The 16222-nt window shown below is 71.1% G+C and carries 18 protein-coding genes, 1 tRNA gene and 2 pseudogenes; 7 read left to right on the top strand and 14 right to left on the bottom strand.

Features of this window, described 5'->3' with window-relative positions:
- Positions 1 to 49 precede the first annotated feature (49 nt).
- From IDM29_RS01430 to IDM29_RS17765, 3 genes and pseudogenes are all read right to left on the bottom strand, one after another.
- Positions 50 to 280 carry a hypothetical protein gene (locus IDM29_RS01430; RefSeq protein WP_188037087.1) on the bottom strand — a complete coding sequence of 77 codons (231 nt, stop codon included), beginning with the start codon at positions 278 to 280 and terminating at the stop codon, positions 50 to 52.
- A 76-nt stretch (positions 281 to 356) separates the two neighbouring features.
- The gene (locus tag IDM29_RS17135) at positions 357 to 506 is read right to left on the bottom strand and encodes a helix-turn-helix domain-containing protein (RefSeq protein WP_309232656.1); all 150 of its coding nucleotides are present in this window, start codon (positions 504 to 506) and stop codon (positions 357 to 359) included.
- Between the two features lie 198 nt (positions 507 to 704).
- A pseudogene (locus tag IDM29_RS17765) lies at positions 705 to 1058 on the bottom strand (DUF2637 domain-containing protein); the annotation flags it as partial.
- A 1680-nt stretch (positions 1059 to 2738) separates the two neighbouring features.
- Between IDM29_RS17765 and IDM29_RS01420 the strand changes: the two are divergent.
- The 4 genes from IDM29_RS01420 (at position 2739) to IDM29_RS01405 (ending at position 6020) form a co-directional block, all read left to right on the top strand.
- Positions 2739 to 3449 carry a hypothetical protein gene (locus IDM29_RS01420; RefSeq protein ID WP_188037085.1) on the top strand — a complete coding sequence of 237 codons (711 nt, stop codon included), beginning with the start codon at positions 2739 to 2741 and terminating at the stop codon, positions 3447 to 3449.
- A gap of 358 nt (positions 3450 to 3807) precedes the next feature.
- Positions 3808 to 4263 (top strand): hypothetical protein, encoded by a 456-nt coding sequence (locus IDM29_RS01415; protein WP_188037084.1) that lies wholly within the window; start codon positions 3808 to 3810, stop codon positions 4261 to 4263.
- 555 nt (positions 4264 to 4818) lie between these two features.
- Positions 4819 to 5046: a hypothetical protein gene (locus IDM29_RS01410; protein WP_188037083.1), complete on the top strand. Its 228-nt coding sequence runs from the start codon at positions 4819 to 4821 to the stop codon at positions 5044 to 5046.
- A gap of 86 nt (positions 5047 to 5132) precedes the next feature.
- Entirely contained in the window at positions 5133 to 6020 is an 888-nt protein-coding gene (locus IDM29_RS01405) for a hypothetical protein (protein ID WP_188037082.1), read from the top strand.
- Here IDM29_RS01405 and IDM29_RS01400 read toward each other — a convergent pair.
- A complete protein-coding gene (locus IDM29_RS01400) occupies positions 5998 to 6180 on the bottom strand; it encodes a hypothetical protein (RefSeq protein WP_188037081.1) in 183 nt (60 codons plus the stop codon). The genes IDM29_RS01405 and IDM29_RS01400 overlap by 23 nt on opposite strands.
- A complete protein-coding gene (locus tag IDM29_RS01395) occupies positions 6173 to 6391 on the bottom strand; it encodes a hypothetical protein (RefSeq protein WP_188037080.1) in 219 nt (72 codons plus the stop codon). The genes IDM29_RS01400 and IDM29_RS01395 overlap by 8 nt, the downstream gene beginning before the upstream one ends.
- A gap of 1711 nt (positions 6392 to 8102) precedes the next feature.
- Here IDM29_RS01395 and IDM29_RS01390 point away from each other — a divergent pair.
- A complete protein-coding gene (locus tag IDM29_RS01390; RefSeq protein WP_188037079.1) occupies positions 8103 to 8297 on the top strand; it encodes a hypothetical protein in 195 nt (64 codons plus the stop codon).
- Positions 8298 to 8339: 42 nt separating this feature from the next.
- On the opposite strand, the gene IDM29_RS01385 is transcribed toward IDM29_RS01390, so the two are convergent.
- The 4 genes from IDM29_RS01385 to IDM29_RS01370 all read right to left on the bottom strand — a co-directional run bounded on the left by IDM29_RS01385 (position 8340) and on the right by IDM29_RS01370 (position 12091).
- Entirely contained in the window at positions 8340 to 8855 is a 516-nt protein-coding gene (locus IDM29_RS01385) for a hypothetical protein (protein ID WP_188037078.1), read from the bottom strand.
- A gap of 2 nt (positions 8856 to 8857) precedes the next feature.
- A complete protein-coding gene (locus tag IDM29_RS01380) occupies positions 8858 to 9970 on the bottom strand; it encodes a BsuBI/PstI family type II restriction endonuclease (RefSeq protein ID WP_223147837.1) in 1113 nt (370 codons plus the stop codon).
- Positions 9963 to 11699, bottom strand: coding sequence for an Eco57I restriction-modification methylase domain-containing protein (locus tag IDM29_RS17570; protein ID WP_188037077.1), 1737 nt, complete (start codon positions 11697 to 11699; stop codon positions 9963 to 9965). Before IDM29_RS17570 ends, IDM29_RS01380 begins: the two co-directional genes overlap by 8 nt.
- A gap of 302 nt (positions 11700 to 12001) precedes the next feature.
- Positions 12002 to 12091 (bottom strand) — tRNA-Ser (locus tag IDM29_RS01370).
- 205 nt (positions 12092 to 12296) lie between these two features.
- Between IDM29_RS01370 and IDM29_RS01365 the strand changes: the two genes are divergently transcribed.
- A complete protein-coding gene (locus IDM29_RS01365; protein WP_188037076.1) occupies positions 12297 to 13040 on the top strand; it encodes a DUF1345 domain-containing protein in 744 nt (247 codons plus the stop codon).
- A gap of 15 nt (positions 13041 to 13055) precedes the next feature.
- Here IDM29_RS01365 and IDM29_RS01360 read toward each other — a convergent pair whose 3' ends face one another.
- Positions 13056 to 13463, bottom strand: a complete 408-nt coding sequence (locus IDM29_RS01360) for a PIN domain-containing protein (RefSeq protein ID WP_188037075.1) — start codon at positions 13461 to 13463, stop codon at positions 13056 to 13058.
- Between the two features lie 144 nt (positions 13464 to 13607).
- Between IDM29_RS01360 and IDM29_RS01355 the strand changes: the two genes are divergently transcribed.
- On the top strand, positions 13608 to 14135 hold the full coding sequence (locus IDM29_RS01355; protein ID WP_188037074.1) for a hypothetical protein: 528 nt from the start codon (positions 13608 to 13610) through the stop codon (positions 14133 to 14135).
- A gap of 34 nt (positions 14136 to 14169) precedes the next feature.
- Here the strand turns inward: IDM29_RS01355 and IDM29_RS01350 are convergent, their stop codons facing one another.
- The 4 genes and pseudogenes from IDM29_RS01350 to IDM29_RS01335 all read right to left on the bottom strand — a co-directional run.
- On the bottom strand, positions 14170 to 14781 hold the full coding sequence (locus IDM29_RS01350) for an ATP/GTP-binding protein (protein WP_182112761.1): 612 nt from the start codon (positions 14779 to 14781) through the stop codon (positions 14170 to 14172).
- Complete coding sequence (locus tag IDM29_RS01345; protein ID WP_182112760.1) at positions 14762 to 15151, bottom strand: DUF742 domain-containing protein; 390 nt, start codon at positions 15149 to 15151, stop codon at positions 14762 to 14764. Before IDM29_RS01345 ends, IDM29_RS01350 begins: the two co-directional genes overlap by 20 nt.
- Positions 15152 to 15159: 8 nt before the next feature.
- Positions 15160 to 15609: a roadblock/LC7 domain-containing protein gene (locus IDM29_RS01340; RefSeq protein ID WP_182112759.1), complete on the bottom strand. Its 450-nt coding sequence runs from the start codon at positions 15607 to 15609 to the stop codon at positions 15160 to 15162.
- A 52-nt stretch (positions 15610 to 15661) separates the two neighbouring features.
- Positions 15662 to 16222, bottom strand: a pseudogene (locus IDM29_RS01335) (hypothetical protein); the annotation flags it as partial.

Here is a 16222-nt window from a genome sequence, read left to right as displayed (position 1 = left end):
GGGGCGGGTAGTGCGGGGTCGTGCGTGGCCCTGGTGGGGCCGGGTGCGGTCAGGCGGCGAGGAGAGCGCGTCGGCCGACGGCGACGGCGCGGTCGCTGGTCGTCGTCGGGAGGCCGGCGGCATCGGCGAGGTGCTGCGCGGGGACGCCGTCATCGCGCAGCTCGGCGAGGGCCACGGCGCGGGCGGTGCGCGCTGCCTCGAGAGCGTTGGTGAGGCGGGTGACCGTGGCCGTCGCGGCGGCAAGGTCGGCGGTCTCTGCGGGGGTCAGAGGGCGGGCCATCGTGTGCTCCTTCGCTCGTGTGCTGTCTAGACAACTCTAGGTGACGGCCTATACGGCCCCGCCGTCGGTGGGAGCCCTACGCCCCCACTGGTGCGGCCTCGGTCTCCGAGGCGAGCCACCGCGCGACGCTGCTCTTCGAGGCCCCGAGCGTGTCCGCGATGGCCCGCTGCGAGCGGCCCTCTGCGGCGAGCCGCAGCGCCTCGGCACGCAGGGCGCTGCGGTCCACCGAGGCAGCCGCAGGGCGTGCAGGTGCAGGTGCGAGCACCGCGCGAGCGGGAGCTGTGCCACGGTCCGCCGCGGGACACGCCGGGGTGGACGGGGCGGTAGGCACCTGGGTCGCAGCGATGGCCGGGGCGGGGCGGCGGGCGGACGCTGGCGCGGTCCGGCGTGCCCCACGGCGCACCGGCGGGGCCACCGCGAGGTCAGCGAGGGCGTGGACCGCACAAGCGGCCAGAATCGGCGCGAGGGCCGCGACGCCCGCTCCGACGGTACGGAGCCACGTCGGGTCGAGGACGGCACCGTCGGCGAGGACGTGGGCCGCGTTGGCGGCTGCGCTCAGCGCCGTGCCCGCCGCCACGGCGGTCCAAGCGAGGCGCGTCGACTCTCCACGGTCACGGCGGACGAGAGCAACGCCGGTGTACACGAGGATCGCGCCGTCGAGGGACGCTGGAACCGTCCAGCGGAGGTTCGCGGGGAGGAGCGCCCACTCGGCGACGGTGAGGAGGCCCTGGAAGCTGGCGAGGAGGCTGGTGAGACCGAGGGCTGCGACGAGGGCCACTACGGCGTAGACCACGACGCGACCGTCTGCACGGAGGCGGGTCGCAGGGCGGGCGGGCTGGTCGATGGTGGTGGTGCTCACAGCTTCTCCTTAACTCAAACGTTTGTGTCTAGGTTTACTCTACTCCCTAACTCCGACACGTGTGTTTGAGTTAGCAGGTAGGCTGGCCACATGACCGAGACCTCGCCCCGTGCCACGCCCGAATGCCCCGACCCCCTTACGCAGATCGTCACGCTGCCCGAGCTCGCGACGCGCCTCGGGATCTCCGCGTCCACCCTCCGGGGGCACCTCCACGCGGGTACGTCGTGGGTGCCCCGGCCTGACGGGCGCATCAACGGTGGGGCAGTGTGGCGGCGGGCGAGCCTCGAGGGCATCGAGGCGCGGCGGCGTGCACCGGGGCGCCCCGCACGGACCACCAAGACGGAAGCGGACCGGACCACGGGGGACCGCGAAGCCCGCGCCGGGACCGGTCCGGTGGGACAGGCCGGGGCGGACCACTCCGCCCCGTCGGCCGCGTCCGGTGCCGGCTGGTGGGGCGAGGACTGACTGCCCCACAGGGGCGATCCGCGCCGGGTGTCCGGTGGAGCGCACCCCTCGCCAGCGGTGTGCTCGGCAGGCCGGGGAGGGTGCCACAGGCGGCCCCCGTCTGATCCGCGTGTGGACATACGGCACGACGGCACGACGGTCCGACGGCAGCCCGTCAAGACGGTCCGACGGCACGACGGTCCGACGGCGGGGCACGGGCTTGGCGGGGCGACGGCTCGGTGGATCGGTGGCTCGGTGGCTCGGTGGCACGACGGCACGGTGAACCCGAACCCCCGGCCCGCGCGGCCCCGAGCCCCCCGAGCGCCCCACGGCCCGACCACGCACCCCCGTCCCGGCTCGGACGGACCGGCACGGTCCGGGTCTCTGACCCTAGGCACCACGAGCCGGGAGCACCGGAGGGGCACAGCCAGCGCCCGTCAGGGCGCGCAGCGTGGGTGTCCCGCAGGAGCGAACCGGCGACCCCGACGCGACGGACCAACTCACACTTGGGCTTGCCGCCGGCATCAACAAGCTGCCCCGCTGGGAGCTGGCCGGCGCCCCCACCCAAGGCGACCACCGCCACCACGCTTCCCAACGACGGCTGTGGCTTTGCGCCGGCATCGCGGCAGCACCCCAGACCACGCCGGCCGGCGCCCCGGACCGACCCGATCCGACCCGACCCACCCGGCAACAACAGACCCCCGCCCCCACACCCCACACCACCACAACGAAAGGGGGGGAGTTTCCGCTGGCCTCGCGAGCGCGAGTCGTGCTCAAAACCGTGCACACCGGCGTACACGCCTGGAGTGCACGCTAGGGGGCCTCCCACTGTGCAACTAGGTGTGCAGAGCGGTGTGTATGCCACGACATAGCGTCGACGTCATGTCTAGACAACTCGTACACCCAGGCCCCCCGTCCCGCCGACCATCGAGCACCCGGCACCGGACCCTCAGCGCGCTCGACACCGAGATCCTGCGGCTCCTGCTGCGGTTCGGCATGGCTCGCCCCCACCACGTCGTCGCGTGGACTGGCGCCTCCCCGCACACGATCAAGCGCCGACTCGCGGCGCTCGCCGGCCGGGGCGCGGTCAAGTCGATGTTGGTGACCGCCGCCCTTCGCGGTGCCGACGGCGCGGTCCGCGAGACGGTGTGCACCGTGTGGACGACGACGTCTGCGGGCGCGGGCTACGGCGGCGAGTGGCAGGTGACCGGCTACGACACACCCGTGACCCTCCCGGTCGCGCGCCACTCCCGGCAGATGGCCCACCACGCCCTCGGGGTTGTCGACCTTGCGTGCTGGTACCGCCAGCACGGCTTCGACGTGGTCGCGGAGCGTGAGGTTCGCTCCCGCGAGCAGCGGTCGACCATCGCACCGGACCGCGTCACCGAGCGCTTCTGGGCGGTCGACATCCCCGGCCGCCCAGGCGTGCACCCCCCGGACATGGGTGCCGTCGCACCTGACGGTGGGGTCTGGGCCGTCGAGCTCGAACGGGCCGTGAAGGAGGTGCGCGACTACCAGGAGGTCATCGCTGCGTACGCGAACGCGGGCATGGGACAGGTGTGGCACATCAAGTCCCAGGCGACCGCGCGGCGGGTCATGGACGCGTGCACCCGCCTCGGTGTCCAGTGGGCCCCACCGGCGGCCGGCGGCGTCACAGCGTCGGCGGATGGCTTGATCCGGCTGCAGCAGTGGCTCCCCGGACGCGCTGGCCTCCGCGGCCCCGAGCAATGGACGCGCCAGCTCCCACGCAGTTCGCCCGCGGGCATCCCGGTGCCAGCCGAGAAGCCTGACCTGTCGGCCACGTGGCGGCGGGGGCGCGTCATCGACCTCAACGAAGACCAGTTGGTCGGCGGCGTCATTTGGTGAGACCACCGCTCTGCCCATCTGCACGAGAGGCGGCCCTGTTGGTCAAGGCCGCCTCTTCTATGCCCAGGGGCGGAGGGGGCTGTTGCGCGACGGGGCATCGCCGCGACCCGTCAGAGATCCAGCCCCCGCCCTGCCCCGCTCCGCATACCGCGTCCCTGCGTCAGAGCGCCCACCACAGCCTCAGGAGGGCACCCCAGGACGACAAACCCTGCCGAGGGCACCGGCGGACGGTGACGCCGTGCCGTGGTCCCAGAACCGCTTAGAGCGTGCGCCCGTCTAGCCGCAAGCACGGGCCCCGACAGCAGCAGCCTGCGGTTCTAACCCGGTGGGTCTAGACGCCCTGTCCTACGCTGGGCTCATGGCCGACGCCCAGGACCCCGCGACGCCGCCCCTCCCCGGCGAGCTCGCACCGCTCGACCCAGCCACGCGGCCGTACGGGGCACCGGTGTCTGACGCCGAGGCACTCGGGGTCGCGCGGCGCCACGCCCGCCTACAAGCCGCCCACGGGCGTAAGGGCGCCGGTGCGGTCCCCGATGAACTGCCCGCCCCAGAGGCGCGGGTCGCGATGGCGGCGTGGCGGTTGGCTCCCCGGGTGCTCGCGCGCGCTCGGGCGAAAGCGGAACTCGAGGGGGTGACGATGACGCAGGTCATCACCGACGCCCTCAGCGCCTACGCCAGCTCGAGCCCCGGCGCGCAGGTGCAGTACCGCGCGCTGACCGGCGGGGTGCACGCCACCGCCAGCGGGCCAGTGACGCGGCTGCCCGACGTGACCCGGCGGGCGAGGGCGGACGCGTCGGAGATCGGCCGCGACTGACGCTCGCCGGGTCTTTCATCGTCACGTTTTGCTTTCGTTTCGAGATCGGAGCGCCAAGTGCCGACTCGGATAACGTTAGTCGACAGCGTGTCGCACCATCCGCCTACCGTCCAAAGCCGCTTTTCGCATTTTTGTTTAGTGCTCGGTGGTGAGGCTGCTGCCTTGGTGGACTGTCACTCGGGGCGGCGGGCCCCGGTCGGCGGAGCCGCCGGCAACGTTCTGTAGTCAACTTCAGTCAACGGGAGACAACCCAAGACAAAGACTTCCGCGTTTCGTGCGTACCCGGTCCGCGTTTCCTGCGTACCAGGTACGCGTCATATGCGTACCCGGTACGCGTTATCTGCGTACCCCGGGTGTCATGGGTGACACCCGCCTGCGCGTCGGGATGGCCGCCGGTCCAGCGAGGGTCCGCGGCATTCGCGTACCCCCTCACCACCAGTCGACCGCGCCCCGCTCACGGCCCCGCCGGCCAGTAGGCCCGTGCATGGACAGGGTGTATATGCCAGCACGTAGGCTCATAGAGACCGAACGCTTGTGCGACTGGAGGGAAGGCCGATGGCCCGCACCGAACGAATCCTGACGATGATCGACCGCGACAACGACGCCCGCCGTCGGCACGCCGAACGCGTCCTCCACGCCCTCGAGAACCGCGCGGCCGACCGCGAGGCATTCGCCGACACCCTCCGCGACGTCGCAGCCGAAGGGCGCAACCAGGTCGAAATCGCGGCATGGCTCGGGACCACCCGGCAGAACGTCAACAACATCATCAAAGGTCGTCGTTGACCCAGAACAGCACTGAGCCCCGCGTTCCGGGAAGTCCACGGGGCCCAGTTCAAACATCATTCGCCACTTGAAAGGATACCACCCCGATGGGTTGGAACATGCGAGCAGAAGCCGTCAATGCACACAAGGAAGCCATCCGTGACAGGCGCGCGGAGATCGCCGCGATCAACAAGCGCCTCACCGCAGCAAGCAAAACACTGACGGACGCCAAGCGATCCAACGACCCTGAGCGGATCGCCGCCGCCGAGCAGCGGCTCACCGAGGAGCGCGCACGAACGTTCGCCGATCTCGACGCGATCTCGCCCTACGCGCGGTTCAACATCACGGACATGGCCGTCCTGTACGTCGTTCTCTCGCATGCCAAGGAGGGCGTGAACCGCGACGGTCAGCCCCGCCAGTACTCCGCCACGCACCCCGGAGGGCCACGTACCACCACTCTCGGCCGCGGGCTCTACATCCAGGACATCAAGGATGAACTCAACGGCGGGCGCGGCGTCGAGGACGCGTTGGCGCGCCTGGTCGCTGGTCACGCGCTCGTTGTCGTCGAATCCGGCAAGAACCTCGGCAAGGCCAACACCTACTACTGCCCGCCACCGGCCGAGATCCGCGCACGTCAAGCCGGGACGATCACCGGGACGCCAGCAAGGGACAGCGCTAAGGAGCAGAGCGAGCCGGTCAGCTTGGCGGAGCGTGCTGCTGCGAATGCCGCCCGCGCTCGGGGGGTGATCGACCGCATGACCGCGAACCACCCAGCGGAACTCGCTCGGATGGCACGCGGGCTTGGGCAGACCGAAGCCGAGTGCGCGATCCGACTGGACGGGCTGCTCACCACCTTCCGTGGAGTCTGGTCGGCGGACAACCCCGGCGCGCACATGTCTGCAGCCGACGAGGACCGCGCCGTAACGGCAACCGTGGACGCGCTGCTCCAGAGGGCCGCGGGGCCTGAGGCCCTCAGGCAGGCGGTAGGCCAGTGAGCAGGCGCACCCGTGCGACGGCCTGGTGCACGCGGGTGGTCGGGTCCAGTGGCCCGACGGTGAGGCCACCGGGGTAGGTGGTGTCGTAGAGGGCGACGAGCTCGTCGGCGAGGTCGCGGAGCTCGTCGTGGTACCCCGGCTCGACGTCGCGGTCATCCACGTCTGGCCGCTTGGTGCGCGTCGAGGGCGGCGAGGACGCGGCGGACGCCACGCGCTCGGTCACCTGGCCATTCGGTGTCGACCTCGACGTCGGCGAGCACCAGGTCGTCACCGTCGCGCAGCTCGTACCAACTTTCGGTGCCGCGCTGGGCGTACGCCACCGATGCCGTGGTGTCCCCCTGGGCGATCTCGAGCCGCTGGCCGGCCGGCATCGTCGAGAGGGCCCGACGGAGCCGTTCACGCGCCCGCTGCGCCTCGGTGCGTGGTGGGCGCTGGCCTGCCTCGACAGCAGCCTCAGCTGCGGCGAGCTCACGTGGGGTCCCTCGGACACGTGCGACGGCGCGAGCGACCCGAGCCCGCTGGAGCGCGGTCGGGCGGGCGATGCCGTTGTAGGCGGCCTGCAGGAGCCCGAGTGCGACGAGCTCACCGGCGGTCGCGTCACGTGGCACGTCGAGGGGGTCGACCGGTGCCGTGCCGCCGCTGTCGCCCGCTACTGCTGCTGCCTGTCGCTTAGCGCGTCGTGCCGCGCGGCGTGCCTCCGGGCGTGCGCAGGACACCGACGCCCACCCGCTGCTGACGACCTACACACACGCCTGCCTCCTCCGCTTTGGAGGCCGCTCGTGGGGCCCCCTGCCGTCGACGGTAGGTGGAGGCGCCGATCGTGAAGGCTGGCGTGGTTTGAGGGGTGCGCGGGCCCCTGACCTGCGGAGATGTGCCGCCCACGGCTCGTCATCGTGGGGCCATCGGGGTCATGGCCACCCGCGCAAGGGGGTCATGCGCGTCGTGGTCGTCGAAGAACAAGGCGCCCGCACTGGGCAGGGCGGACGTCGTGCGACGGCGTCGAACGGTTGACGGTGAGCCCGTAACGGCAGGTGCGGGCGCCTGCGTCAGCGAGGTCGCGGTGTCGAAACGACCGCTGAGCCGCTAGTAGGTAGAGGGTGTCACCCGCGGCACCCCCTCACAGAGGAGGCTGACATGGGTGCCACCGTCCGGCAGATGCTTGAAGAGGTAGACGCGATCGGCCAGGAAGTTCTTAACGACGCCGCAGCACTACGACAGGGGCCCTCGTCGGTACAGCTGATGATGATCGCCCAACGGTTCAGGGTCCACGGGGTCACGCTCGCTGACCTTGAGCGGAAGCTCGCCGAGGGAACGCTGGCACGTTCAACAGATCCGCGCGTCCTCATCCTCGCGCACCGCGTCCAGGTCGCACGTCGCGTTCTACACCGCGTGAGCGCCGCCCACGTGGACGCCCTCGCCGAGGGCACACGGTTCCTCCGAGCTGGTGACCCTGGCGAGGACCCTCGCCCCCGCATCCGGCACCGGGTCCGCATCGTTGCAGGCGGCGCCGTGGGCCAGGGTCGGCGGAGGTAGCGGTCATGCCACGCGGGGCCGTCGCCACGATCAGGGGTGCTCCCAGCCCTCGGCGAGCTCGTAGTCGAGACCAGCGAGGGGGTCCTCGGTCGCAGCGCGGTCCGAGGTCGCGGGGACGGGAGTCAGGTGTGCGGTGCTCATGCCGGGAGTTATCGACCCCGACGGCCGCTAACGTCGCGTGCTCAACGGAGAGCGGGCCACTAACGTCGCCCGCGCCCGCGCACCGGAGCCGCTGCAGTCCTCCGCAACCCGGCTTCTGCAGGCAGCCCACGTTCCACAGCCGCCGCACACCCACGCGGTGTGGCGCCGCTCGGCGGTGCAGGTGCAACCCAGCGAGTGCTCACCCGGTCGCCGTGGACCGTTGCGCTCCCACGCCTGACCGCAAGCGGGGCAGGCCGGCGGTGGAACCCGCACCCACCCGGCACCGCCACTCGGACAGGCATCCCACGCGCCCCGTCGACCTCACTCATCCGTGACACGATAGAACAGGCGTTCGGTCCAGAGGGTGGAGCCCGTGGCTTGTCGGTGGGCCGTGCGATCGTCACGGACATGGGATGGGCGGACGCCGTTGAGGCGGTCATCGAGATGGGACCGCGGAAGCTTGTCCGCAGGGCGCTTCTTGCGCTCGTGCTCTACATGGCGCTCACGGGCGACGCGACACCGGTGGTGCTGTGGATCGAGGCGCGGACAACATCGGCGCAGGAGCACTGGCTGCCGCTGCTCACGGGCACCGCGACCCCGTAACGAGCGTGGAAAGTCCCGGCATCGCTGACCGCACGCCATCGACTAGTCGCTGATGGGGTCCTCAGCCCTGCGTTCCGCTCGCCACCGTACGAGGTCGGCGAAGTACCGGTCGCGCTCGTCGACGAGGCTCTGGACGGACCCGCGGTCAACCTCGTAGTTGACCGCGTCGAACTTGATCCTCTGGTCGAGGTCGTCGCGAGAGAGGAAGACCTCGAGGTCGACCTCGCCTGCCCAGCGGGTGTCGCGCAACTGTGCCCATGCCTGCGTTGGGCGCTCAGGCCACACACGACCAGCCGCCTGCTGGAGGATAGCGCTCGCCTGTCGCCGTAGGCGCGAGACCAAGAGGAGACATGATCCACACACCGGCGCATCGCGCTGTTCCGCAAGCCACCCGTCAAACTCCTCATCGGTCTTCTCCTCCAGGCGGCCGGGTGTCGATGCTCGCCGGTCGCAGAGCGACCGACGGTCGGGCATCCAGACGTGCACCGCCTTCGCCTCCCTGGAGCGTGACGAGGCTCCAGATGTTCCGCACTCGTCAAGCGCAACAGAGTTGCTCACGTCTAGCGCTCCTCGCTGATCTCATGCCACGAGAGTTCGCGGCTGGGCTCATCGAGATACCACGCATAGGTGCCGACGGCGAGGTCCTTCAACCTACGGCGGGCGGCGGAGTGGTTTCGGGAGAGGAACGCCGAAAGGAACCTGCATGTGTTGGGGTCGATCCGCTGATCGACCGCCCACGCGAGGAGGTCGGCGCGTCGGCCCTCGTTGACGGGCCCGTCCGACGCAACCGCTTCCACGATCCACACCATCGCTGGGTCCGCGCCGATATCGATGATGACCGCGTCGGGGAGCAAAGAGCGCTGGTCGATGAGGATGCCGAGCCGAGCAAGAAACGCGTCGTCGATGACGTAGACCTTGTCGCCGGGTTCGGAGATCGTCAGGACGACGGGGTCGGCGAGACGCTCAGCAGCCCACTGCTCAATGACACCCTTGAGGATACGCGACGAGTCGCCTGGCTCGAGGTGCCGAGTGCGCCCGTTCGGCAGGCGCACCTCTACCGAGTGGGCTTCCCGGTCTCTGTCCCGCAGCGTTTGCACCCGCACGAGATCCAGCCGTCCGAGATGCGCGGTCCTCCACGCCTCTATCGCTGTTCCGAGCTCGGGGCCGGTGAGAGCTGGGTCGAACAGGCTCGCGAAGGAAGAGGTCAGTGCCCACCGCGCGTTCGGGTAGTTGGTCTGGACGTCCGGGAGTGACTTGATCGCTCCTCGGTCCAGCCAAGCGGCGAAGGTCTCGTCACGCAGGGGCTCGCGCGTCCCATCCTTGTACGGCGGGTGGAAGGTCAAGTCCCATGACTCAACGAGTTCCTGAGTCTTCTTCTTCGCGTTCGAGTGCGCGGCGGCCGCGGCAATCCATGCGCGCCGCTCGTCGTCCGCCGTCCGAGTTACGAGGACGCTCTCCTGTAGCCACAGGCACGTCGTCGGCTTCACGATGGTGTGCTGCTTCGTCACGACGTCGTCGTCGGCGATGACCGCTCCGCCGTACAGCATCGCTGTGATCGCCTGCGCCCCGAGCGGGTTGCTGACCGCGGCATCGAACGCCTCCCGCGGGAAGATCGTCTGGAGGCGCCTGAGGACCTCGTCGACACCGACAAGCGGTGGGAGCGACTCAGGCACTGCGCTCACCGTATGCCCGCGCCACTGCTCGCTCGAGGGCCTCGCCCTCGAGGTCGCACCAGCCGCGCAGCGTCGCCGCGTCGGGTAAAGGGAGTGCGCTCAGCTCAAACGCGGATACCGCCACGGACCCACTGAGGGAGCGCATGACCCGGTCGAGGGTCGTCGTCGCTAGCACGCGTGCCAGCGTGGCACGGTTGATCATCGGCTCAGGGTCGACAGGCCGAAGGACGTTCACATGGTTCTCGACGATGATTTCACCGCCCCAGGTGGCGAGAACCTCAGGGGGTAGGTCAGCCACGACGAGTCGGCGGGTCTGCTCCGGTGCGGTCGTCCGCTGCACGAGGACTGCGGGGGTGTCCAGGACCATCGTGCGCCGGTCGGCTGCGTCTCGGATCTTCAGGTAACGCTGCTGGTTTCGTGTTCGATCACGTCGCACGGCTCCCGTCGCGATGTCGGCACCCCAGAGGATCGGCGCGCGCCCCTTCCCGGTGCGGGCGTGCAGGTCGTCCTTCCTACGGTTCCAGACGAGCGGCCCTGTCGAGACGCGCCACCCCGCGCGAGCAAGCGTCAGCGGCATCGAGGCGGCAGCGGCGGCCACCGGAGCGTCAGAGCCGCGTCGCGGCAGAAGCCACGGTCCGCTCCCTCGCGGGGCGGGCACCCGAGCAACGGGGTGCACCGCACCGTTGGAGAGAGCGATGTTCGTGTACCGCGCTTTGCGCTTCGAGAAGACAGCAAGGCAGGTCTCCTGCAAGACCCCGCTGAACACGCCCCCGCGAGACTCGACGAAGGTCACTGACCGCAGCGTCAGGTCGCTCCCAAGGAGCTCGCGCAGCCGGGAGAAGTACAGCCCACTGGTCCACGACGTCGGGACCAACGCAGCGAGCACCCCGTCGCGCTCGAGGCTCTCCGCGCCGTGTGCCATGAAGAGTGCGTAGAGGTTCGCGTGTCCGAGGAGGACGGAGTCCCACCGGTTTCGGTCCGCGACGCTCAGCTTCACCCGGCCGTATGGCGGATTCATGAGCGCAACCCTGGCGAGCGAGGCGGGGGCCAGTCCGTCGCCGACATGCACGAGTTGCGGGACGGGGTGTCGTAGCCGTGCTGGGATCTCGGCGATCGTCGGGAGGCACTCAGCAGCGAGCACCACGGATGCCAGCCATGCAGCGGCGGGGTCTGTGTCGATTCCGTGCACAGCTTGCGTAAGACCAGCGAGAGACATGGCAGGGTTCGCGCGCGCCGTCGCGGCGAGGTGCTCACGCAGCGCGGGGATCAGCAACGCCCCGCCCCCGGCTGCTGGATCACGAACGAGTCCTGGCATCGGCTGAGACCGCACCCCGAACCCGAGTGTCCTCCTCGTTGCGTCCCAAAGCCGTCCGGCGAGGTCGTCAGGCGTGTAGTGCCGCCCGTGTCGCGCTCGAACCGCAGGGTCGAGCGCTTCAACGTAGGCGCGCCCGAGCGCCGAGCCTGACAGTGCCGCGAAGCCAACAAGGGGCGTCGCCTGCTGCACGGCTGGTACGGCTGCTTCAACAGCCCACGAGACGTCTAACCAGTCGCCGTCGAGTCCAGCGGAGCGTGCGCGGTGTGCCCACCACGCCGGCACTGCGGCGAGGATCGCAGCAGCCGCACTGCTGACTCCGACCGTCGGGTCAGCGCCGGCGAGAGCTGACCTGCTCCCCCGTGCTCCCAGGTCACGCGCCAGCGTGGGCGCGACCGCCACCAACGCATCGGACACGCACCTACGCTATCGAGCCGTGCCCACACGACGCGTAGGCGCACGCAGGACACGCCCGCCACACGCGGATTTGCCGGCGGCGGAGCCCCTGACGTTTCACCCGTTGGGCTTCGTCCGGACGATCGCTGGTGAGACCCGTGTGACCACACCATGGCGGTCGTTAGTGCGGCCGTTAGTTCACTGTTAGTTCACGGAGCAGCGATCACGGTCCAGGCGACCCCCAGGGCGTCTTAGGCGCAGGCCGCACCGGGTCCAGTTGATACGTCACTGCACGCCTGTGACCTGCACCTACACCTCGGCGGCGGAGGGCAAGGGATTCGAACCCTTGAGTGCGGGGTCACCGCACCAACGGTTTTCAAGACCGTCGCTTTCGGCCGCTCAGCCAGCCCTCCCCACGGATCCGGCGTGACCGGGCCCGTGCGGCGCCCATTGTGCCAGTGCCGCGCGCGGGTCCGGCGCGGCACGACCGGCCAGCGCCCGCCGCTAGCCTGAGCCCATCCCCCGGCGGCTCGCGCCGCCCCGCCGCGCCCGGCGCGGCCGCACGACCGCGTGCGCCCAGCCTGATCGGCCGGCGCGCGCCCCACCGGAAGGTCCCCCATGTCCACGCTGCGCGCCCGCGCCGCCACCGCTCGACGCCTCGTGAGGGACGCGCTGCTCCCTGAGACCCGCCGCTCGGGCGCGGCGTTCGTCGTCGCGCTCGGTGTGCTGGTCGCGCAAGGGCTCACGCTGCCCGCCGACGCGCCGACGCCGCCGAGCGGCCTCGTGGCCGACACCGTGCTGCTCGCCCTCACGGCGTACCAGGGCGTGCACGTGCTGCTCACCCTCACCGTCTACGCGGGCGCCCCGCAAGACGTCCTCGACCGGGCGGTCGCGCGCATGCCCGTGGGTGGGTTCGTGAACCGCTGGGTCTACTTCGCGGAGCCCGGCACCGGGGCGGCGCTCGTGGTCGCCGTCCTGGCCATGGGGGCCGCCGTCGTCGTGCTGCCCCAGGCCGGCGCGCTTCCCTCGTCGCTCCCGCCGGGGGTCCTGACGGCGCTGGCCGTCGTCCTCATCGTGGCGTCCTGGTCGACCATGGTGCTCACCTTCGCGCTCGACTACCTGCGCCGCGACCACGGCGACGGAGCGGCGCGCCCGTTGCGCTTCGTCGACGACGACGAGCGGACGTTCGCCGACTACCTGTACGTCGCGACGAGCGTCGCGACGACCTTCGGGACCGGCGACGTCACGGTGGCGGGCACCGCGCTGCGTCGCGTCGTCACGGGCCAGGTGCTGGTCGCCTTCGTCTTCAACGCCGTCATCATCGGCCTCACCGTCTCCTTGCTCGCCGCGCTGCGAGCCTGAGGCGCACCGCCCGGCTCACGCCTTCCACCACGTCGCCTGGCGGCCGGGCGTGACGACGTGGACCGCGTAGGTCGCCGCGACCCGCGCGAGCAGGGCGTCGTAGGTCGCGAGCGCGTCGACGTCGGGTTCCGCGACGGCGACGCCGAGGTGGAGCGCCTGGAAGGGCGACAGCACGGCGGGCATGACCGCGGCCTCGGCGAGCGCCTTGTCGGAGAAGCGCACCACCCGCACCTCCTCCGCGATGCGGTGCGCGTGCGCGCGGGCGACGGGTCCGTCGAGGGCGGCCGCACGACGCAGCTCCGTGAGCCCGAGCGGCGAGGTGACGATCTCCGACTCGTGCTCCGCGGCGAACCGGAGCCACGAGGCCGCCTCGACGCCCGGCGCCAGCGCCCGGCTGAGCGCGGAGCCGTCCGCGTAGATCATCTCCGTCCGTCCTCGGCGCCCTGGCGGGCCTGCCGTCGCGCCGAGCCTAGCCAGCCGCCGGCGGGTCCCGGGTGGAGGCGGGCGCGGGGCCCGTCCGACCTCGGTCGGATGTCGGCCGCGGGCGACCGGCGCGATGCTCGTGCCATGACCACGCCTCCCGTGCAGGTACCCGTGCGACGTCAGGTCCCGGCCCTCGCCACGGGTCTCGGCATCCTCGCGGCCGGTGCGGTGGTGGCGGTGCTGGCCATCCCACTGCTCATGTCCGAACCGGGGTGCGTCTCCGAGCGCGACGAGGCGCTCATGGACGTGCTCGTCGAGCGCCCGGAGCTCGACCTGGCTGTCCCCGGAACGACCGAGGCGCATGAGCACCGGACGGCCTACTGCGGCCCGGACGGCGCCGCCGCCGCGGTCGTCATGTACGACGGGGCGGACCCCGCCACGGCCGTCCCGCACTACGACGGCGTCCTGCTCGAGCGCGGTTGGACCAGCGTCGAGCCGACCCCGGACCGCCGGGACGTGATCGCCCCGGTCGCGTGCTGGTCGAGCACGGTCGAGGGCGCTCCGGCGGTCTTCGTCGTCGAGCAGAGCGACCCGTTGGACGAGGTCGACACGCGGGGCCCGAGCTACGTCGTCGAGATCCGCGCCGCGCACGACGCCGAGCCGGCCTGCTGAGCTCCGTGGAGCCCAGCAGGCCGCGGCACGGTGCTCAGCCGCGCAGCCGCTCCATCGCGAGCTGCACGAGCGCGATCAGCGTCTGCTTGGTCGCCGCCCGCGAGCGGGCGTCGGTGTACATCAGCGGCACGTGCGCCGGGACCGAGAGGGCCTCGCGCACGTCGTCGAGCTGGTGCCGCGCGACGCCGTCGAAGCAGTTGACGGCGACGACGAACGGGATGCCGCGGCTCTCGAAGTAGTCGACGGCCGGGAAGCACTGGTCGAGCCGCTCGGTGTCGACCAGGACGACCGCGCCGATGGCGCCGCGCACCAGGTCGTCCCACATGAACAGGAACCGGTCCTGCCCGGGCGTGCCGAACAGGTAGAGCCAGAGGGAGCCGGGGAGCGCGATACGACCGAAGTCCATGGCGACCGTCGTGGTCGTCTTGCGGTCGGTCACGCCACCGGCGTCGTCCACGCCGACGGAGTGCTCCGTCATCGCGGCCTCGGTGTTGAGCGGCTCGATGTCGGAGATCGAGCCGATGAACGTCGTCTTGCCGACGGCGAAGCCGCCCGCGACGACGATCTTGACGACAGTAGGTGCGACACCCCCGCCGACCGGGGTCCGGTCGGCCACAGCGGCGGTGTCAGAGGGCGGATATGCCATTGAGAACACTCTCCAGCACGCTCAGGGACAGGGCGGGGGACTGACCGGTGTGAACACTGACCGGCGTCGAGGTGTGGACCCGGACGAATCCGGACTCGGACAGGTCCGTCACGAGGATGCGCACGACGCCCAGCGGCAGGCGCAGGAGCGCCGAGAGCTCGGCGACGGACACGAAGGTGTGGGCGGCGTGCTGCAGGATGGCGCGCTTCTCGGGCGGGAGGCCCTGGCTGCTGACCGCCCCCGGCAGCACCTCGATGAGGGCCTCGAGGGGCAGGTCGGAGTTCGCGGCGCGGACCCGGCCGCCGGTGACCGCGTACGGACGGACGGTGCGCGCCTCGTACTCGACGCCGTCGTCCTGGTGATTGGCCATCGGCTCGCTCACACGACCGAGGTGCGGACGGCGCCGTTGACCGGGAGCTGGCCGCGCATCTCGGTGACGAGCTGCGGCGTGAGGGTCGTCTCGGTACGGGAGACGAGCATCGCCATCTCGTAGCCGATCAGACCGACGTCGCACGTCGCGTCGGCGACGACCGCCAGCACCGAGCCGTTCGAGACGCTCATGAGGAAGACGAAGAGCTCGTCCATCTCGATGATCGCCTGACGGACGTCGCCCGCGTGCAGCTGCCGGGCCGCGCCGCGCGTGAGGCTCGACATGCCGGCCACGATCGCCGCCATCTGGTCGCCGCTGGTGCGGTCCAGGTTCTCCGACATGGCCATGAGAAGCCCGTCCGCGGACACGACGAGCGTGTGCCGCGTGCCCGGGACCGTCTTCACGAAGTTGTCCAGGAGCCAGCCGAAGTTGGCTGCCTCTGAGCTGAGCGCTGTCACTTGTCCTCCTCGAGGTTGCCGGCCTGCTGGCGGCTGGGGATGGTGCGCGCGGTCACCATGAGGTGCCCCGCTGGTTCAGGTCGGTGTCCGGCGTGGTCACGGGTTCGCCGTGGCCGTCGCGCGGACCGTCCTCGTACCCGCCGGGGGCCCCGGCGGGAGTCTGTGCGGCCTGGTCGGCAGCGGGTGCGGCCTGACGGCCACGGGTGGTGCCCGACTGGAAGCTCGACAGGAGCGAGCGCACCTGGTGCGCGTCGCGCTCGACGCGCTGCCCGGCCGGGGCCAGCTTGATCTCCGGCGCGGCCGGGATGGTGCCGGGCGTGCGCCGTGCCAGCGTCGAGGCGCCACTGCCGCTGACCGCCGGGCGGTAGCTCGACAGCTGGCTCAGCTCGGCGAGCGCCTGCTGGGCGATGTCGGCCCGCTGCGCGAGCATGTTGGTCACCTCGTCGTCGAACGCGCCCGTGCTCGACTGCGGCGTGAACGTCTGCGGGGTGAACGTCTGCGGGGAGAACCGGGCCGGGGCGGGCGCCGCGGCGGGCGTCACCGGCGCGGGCGCCGACGCGGCCGGCATCGGCAGCGGCGGCTGGTACGGCGTCGGGACGGACGCCGCCGGGTG

Source organism: Actinotalea sp. JY-7885, from assembly GCF_014525465.1.
GTDB lineage: Bacteria > Actinomycetota > Actinomycetes > Actinomycetales > Cellulomonadaceae > Actinotalea.
Note: the sequence above shows the minus strand (reverse complement) of the source record. Positions and strands in the feature narration are given on the sequence as shown.

What these genes read in the sequence shown, in the direction of transcription:
- IDM29_RS01390 (WP_188037079.1), top strand. Translation starts at nt 8,103, where the DNA reads ATGGGATGGGCGGACGCCGTTGAGGCGGTCATCGAGATGGGACCGCGG.
- IDM29_RS01350 (WP_182112761.1), bottom strand. Translation starts at nt 14,781, where the DNA reads ATGGCATATCCGCCCTCTGACACCGCCGCTGTGGCCGACCGGACCCCG.
- IDM29_RS01415 (WP_188037084.1), top strand. Translation starts at nt 3,808, where the DNA reads ATGGCCGACGCCCAGGACCCCGCGACGCCGCCCCTCCCCGGCGAGCTC.
- IDM29_RS01345 (WP_182112760.1), bottom strand. Translation starts at nt 15,151, where the DNA reads ATGGCCAATCACCAGGACGACGGCGTCGAGTACGAGGCGCGCACCGTC.
- IDM29_RS01355 (WP_188037074.1), top strand. Translation starts at nt 13,608, where the DNA reads ATGACCACGCCTCCCGTGCAGGTACCCGTGCGACGTCAGGTCCCGGCC.
- IDM29_RS01360 (WP_188037075.1), bottom strand. Translation starts at nt 13,463, where the DNA reads ATGATCTACGCGGACGGCTCCGCGCTCAGCCGGGCGCTGGCGCCGGGC.
- IDM29_RS01410 (WP_188037083.1), top strand. Translation starts at nt 4,819, where the DNA reads ATGGCCCGCACCGAACGAATCCTGACGATGATCGACCGCGACAACGAC.
- IDM29_RS01430 (WP_188037087.1), bottom strand. Translation starts at nt 280, where the DNA reads ATGGCCCGCCCTCTGACCCCCGCAGAGACCGCCGACCTTGCCGCCGCG.
- IDM29_RS01405 (WP_188037082.1), top strand. Translation starts at nt 5,133, where the DNA reads ATGGGTTGGAACATGCGAGCAGAAGCCGTCAATGCACACAAGGAAGCC.
- IDM29_RS01365 (WP_188037076.1), top strand. Translation starts at nt 12,297, where the DNA reads ATGTCCACGCTGCGCGCCCGCGCCGCCACCGCTCGACGCCTCGTGAGG.
- IDM29_RS01395 (WP_188037080.1), bottom strand. Translation starts at nt 6,391, where the DNA reads ATGCCGGCCGGCCAGCGGCTCGAGATCGCCCAGGGGGACACCACGGCA.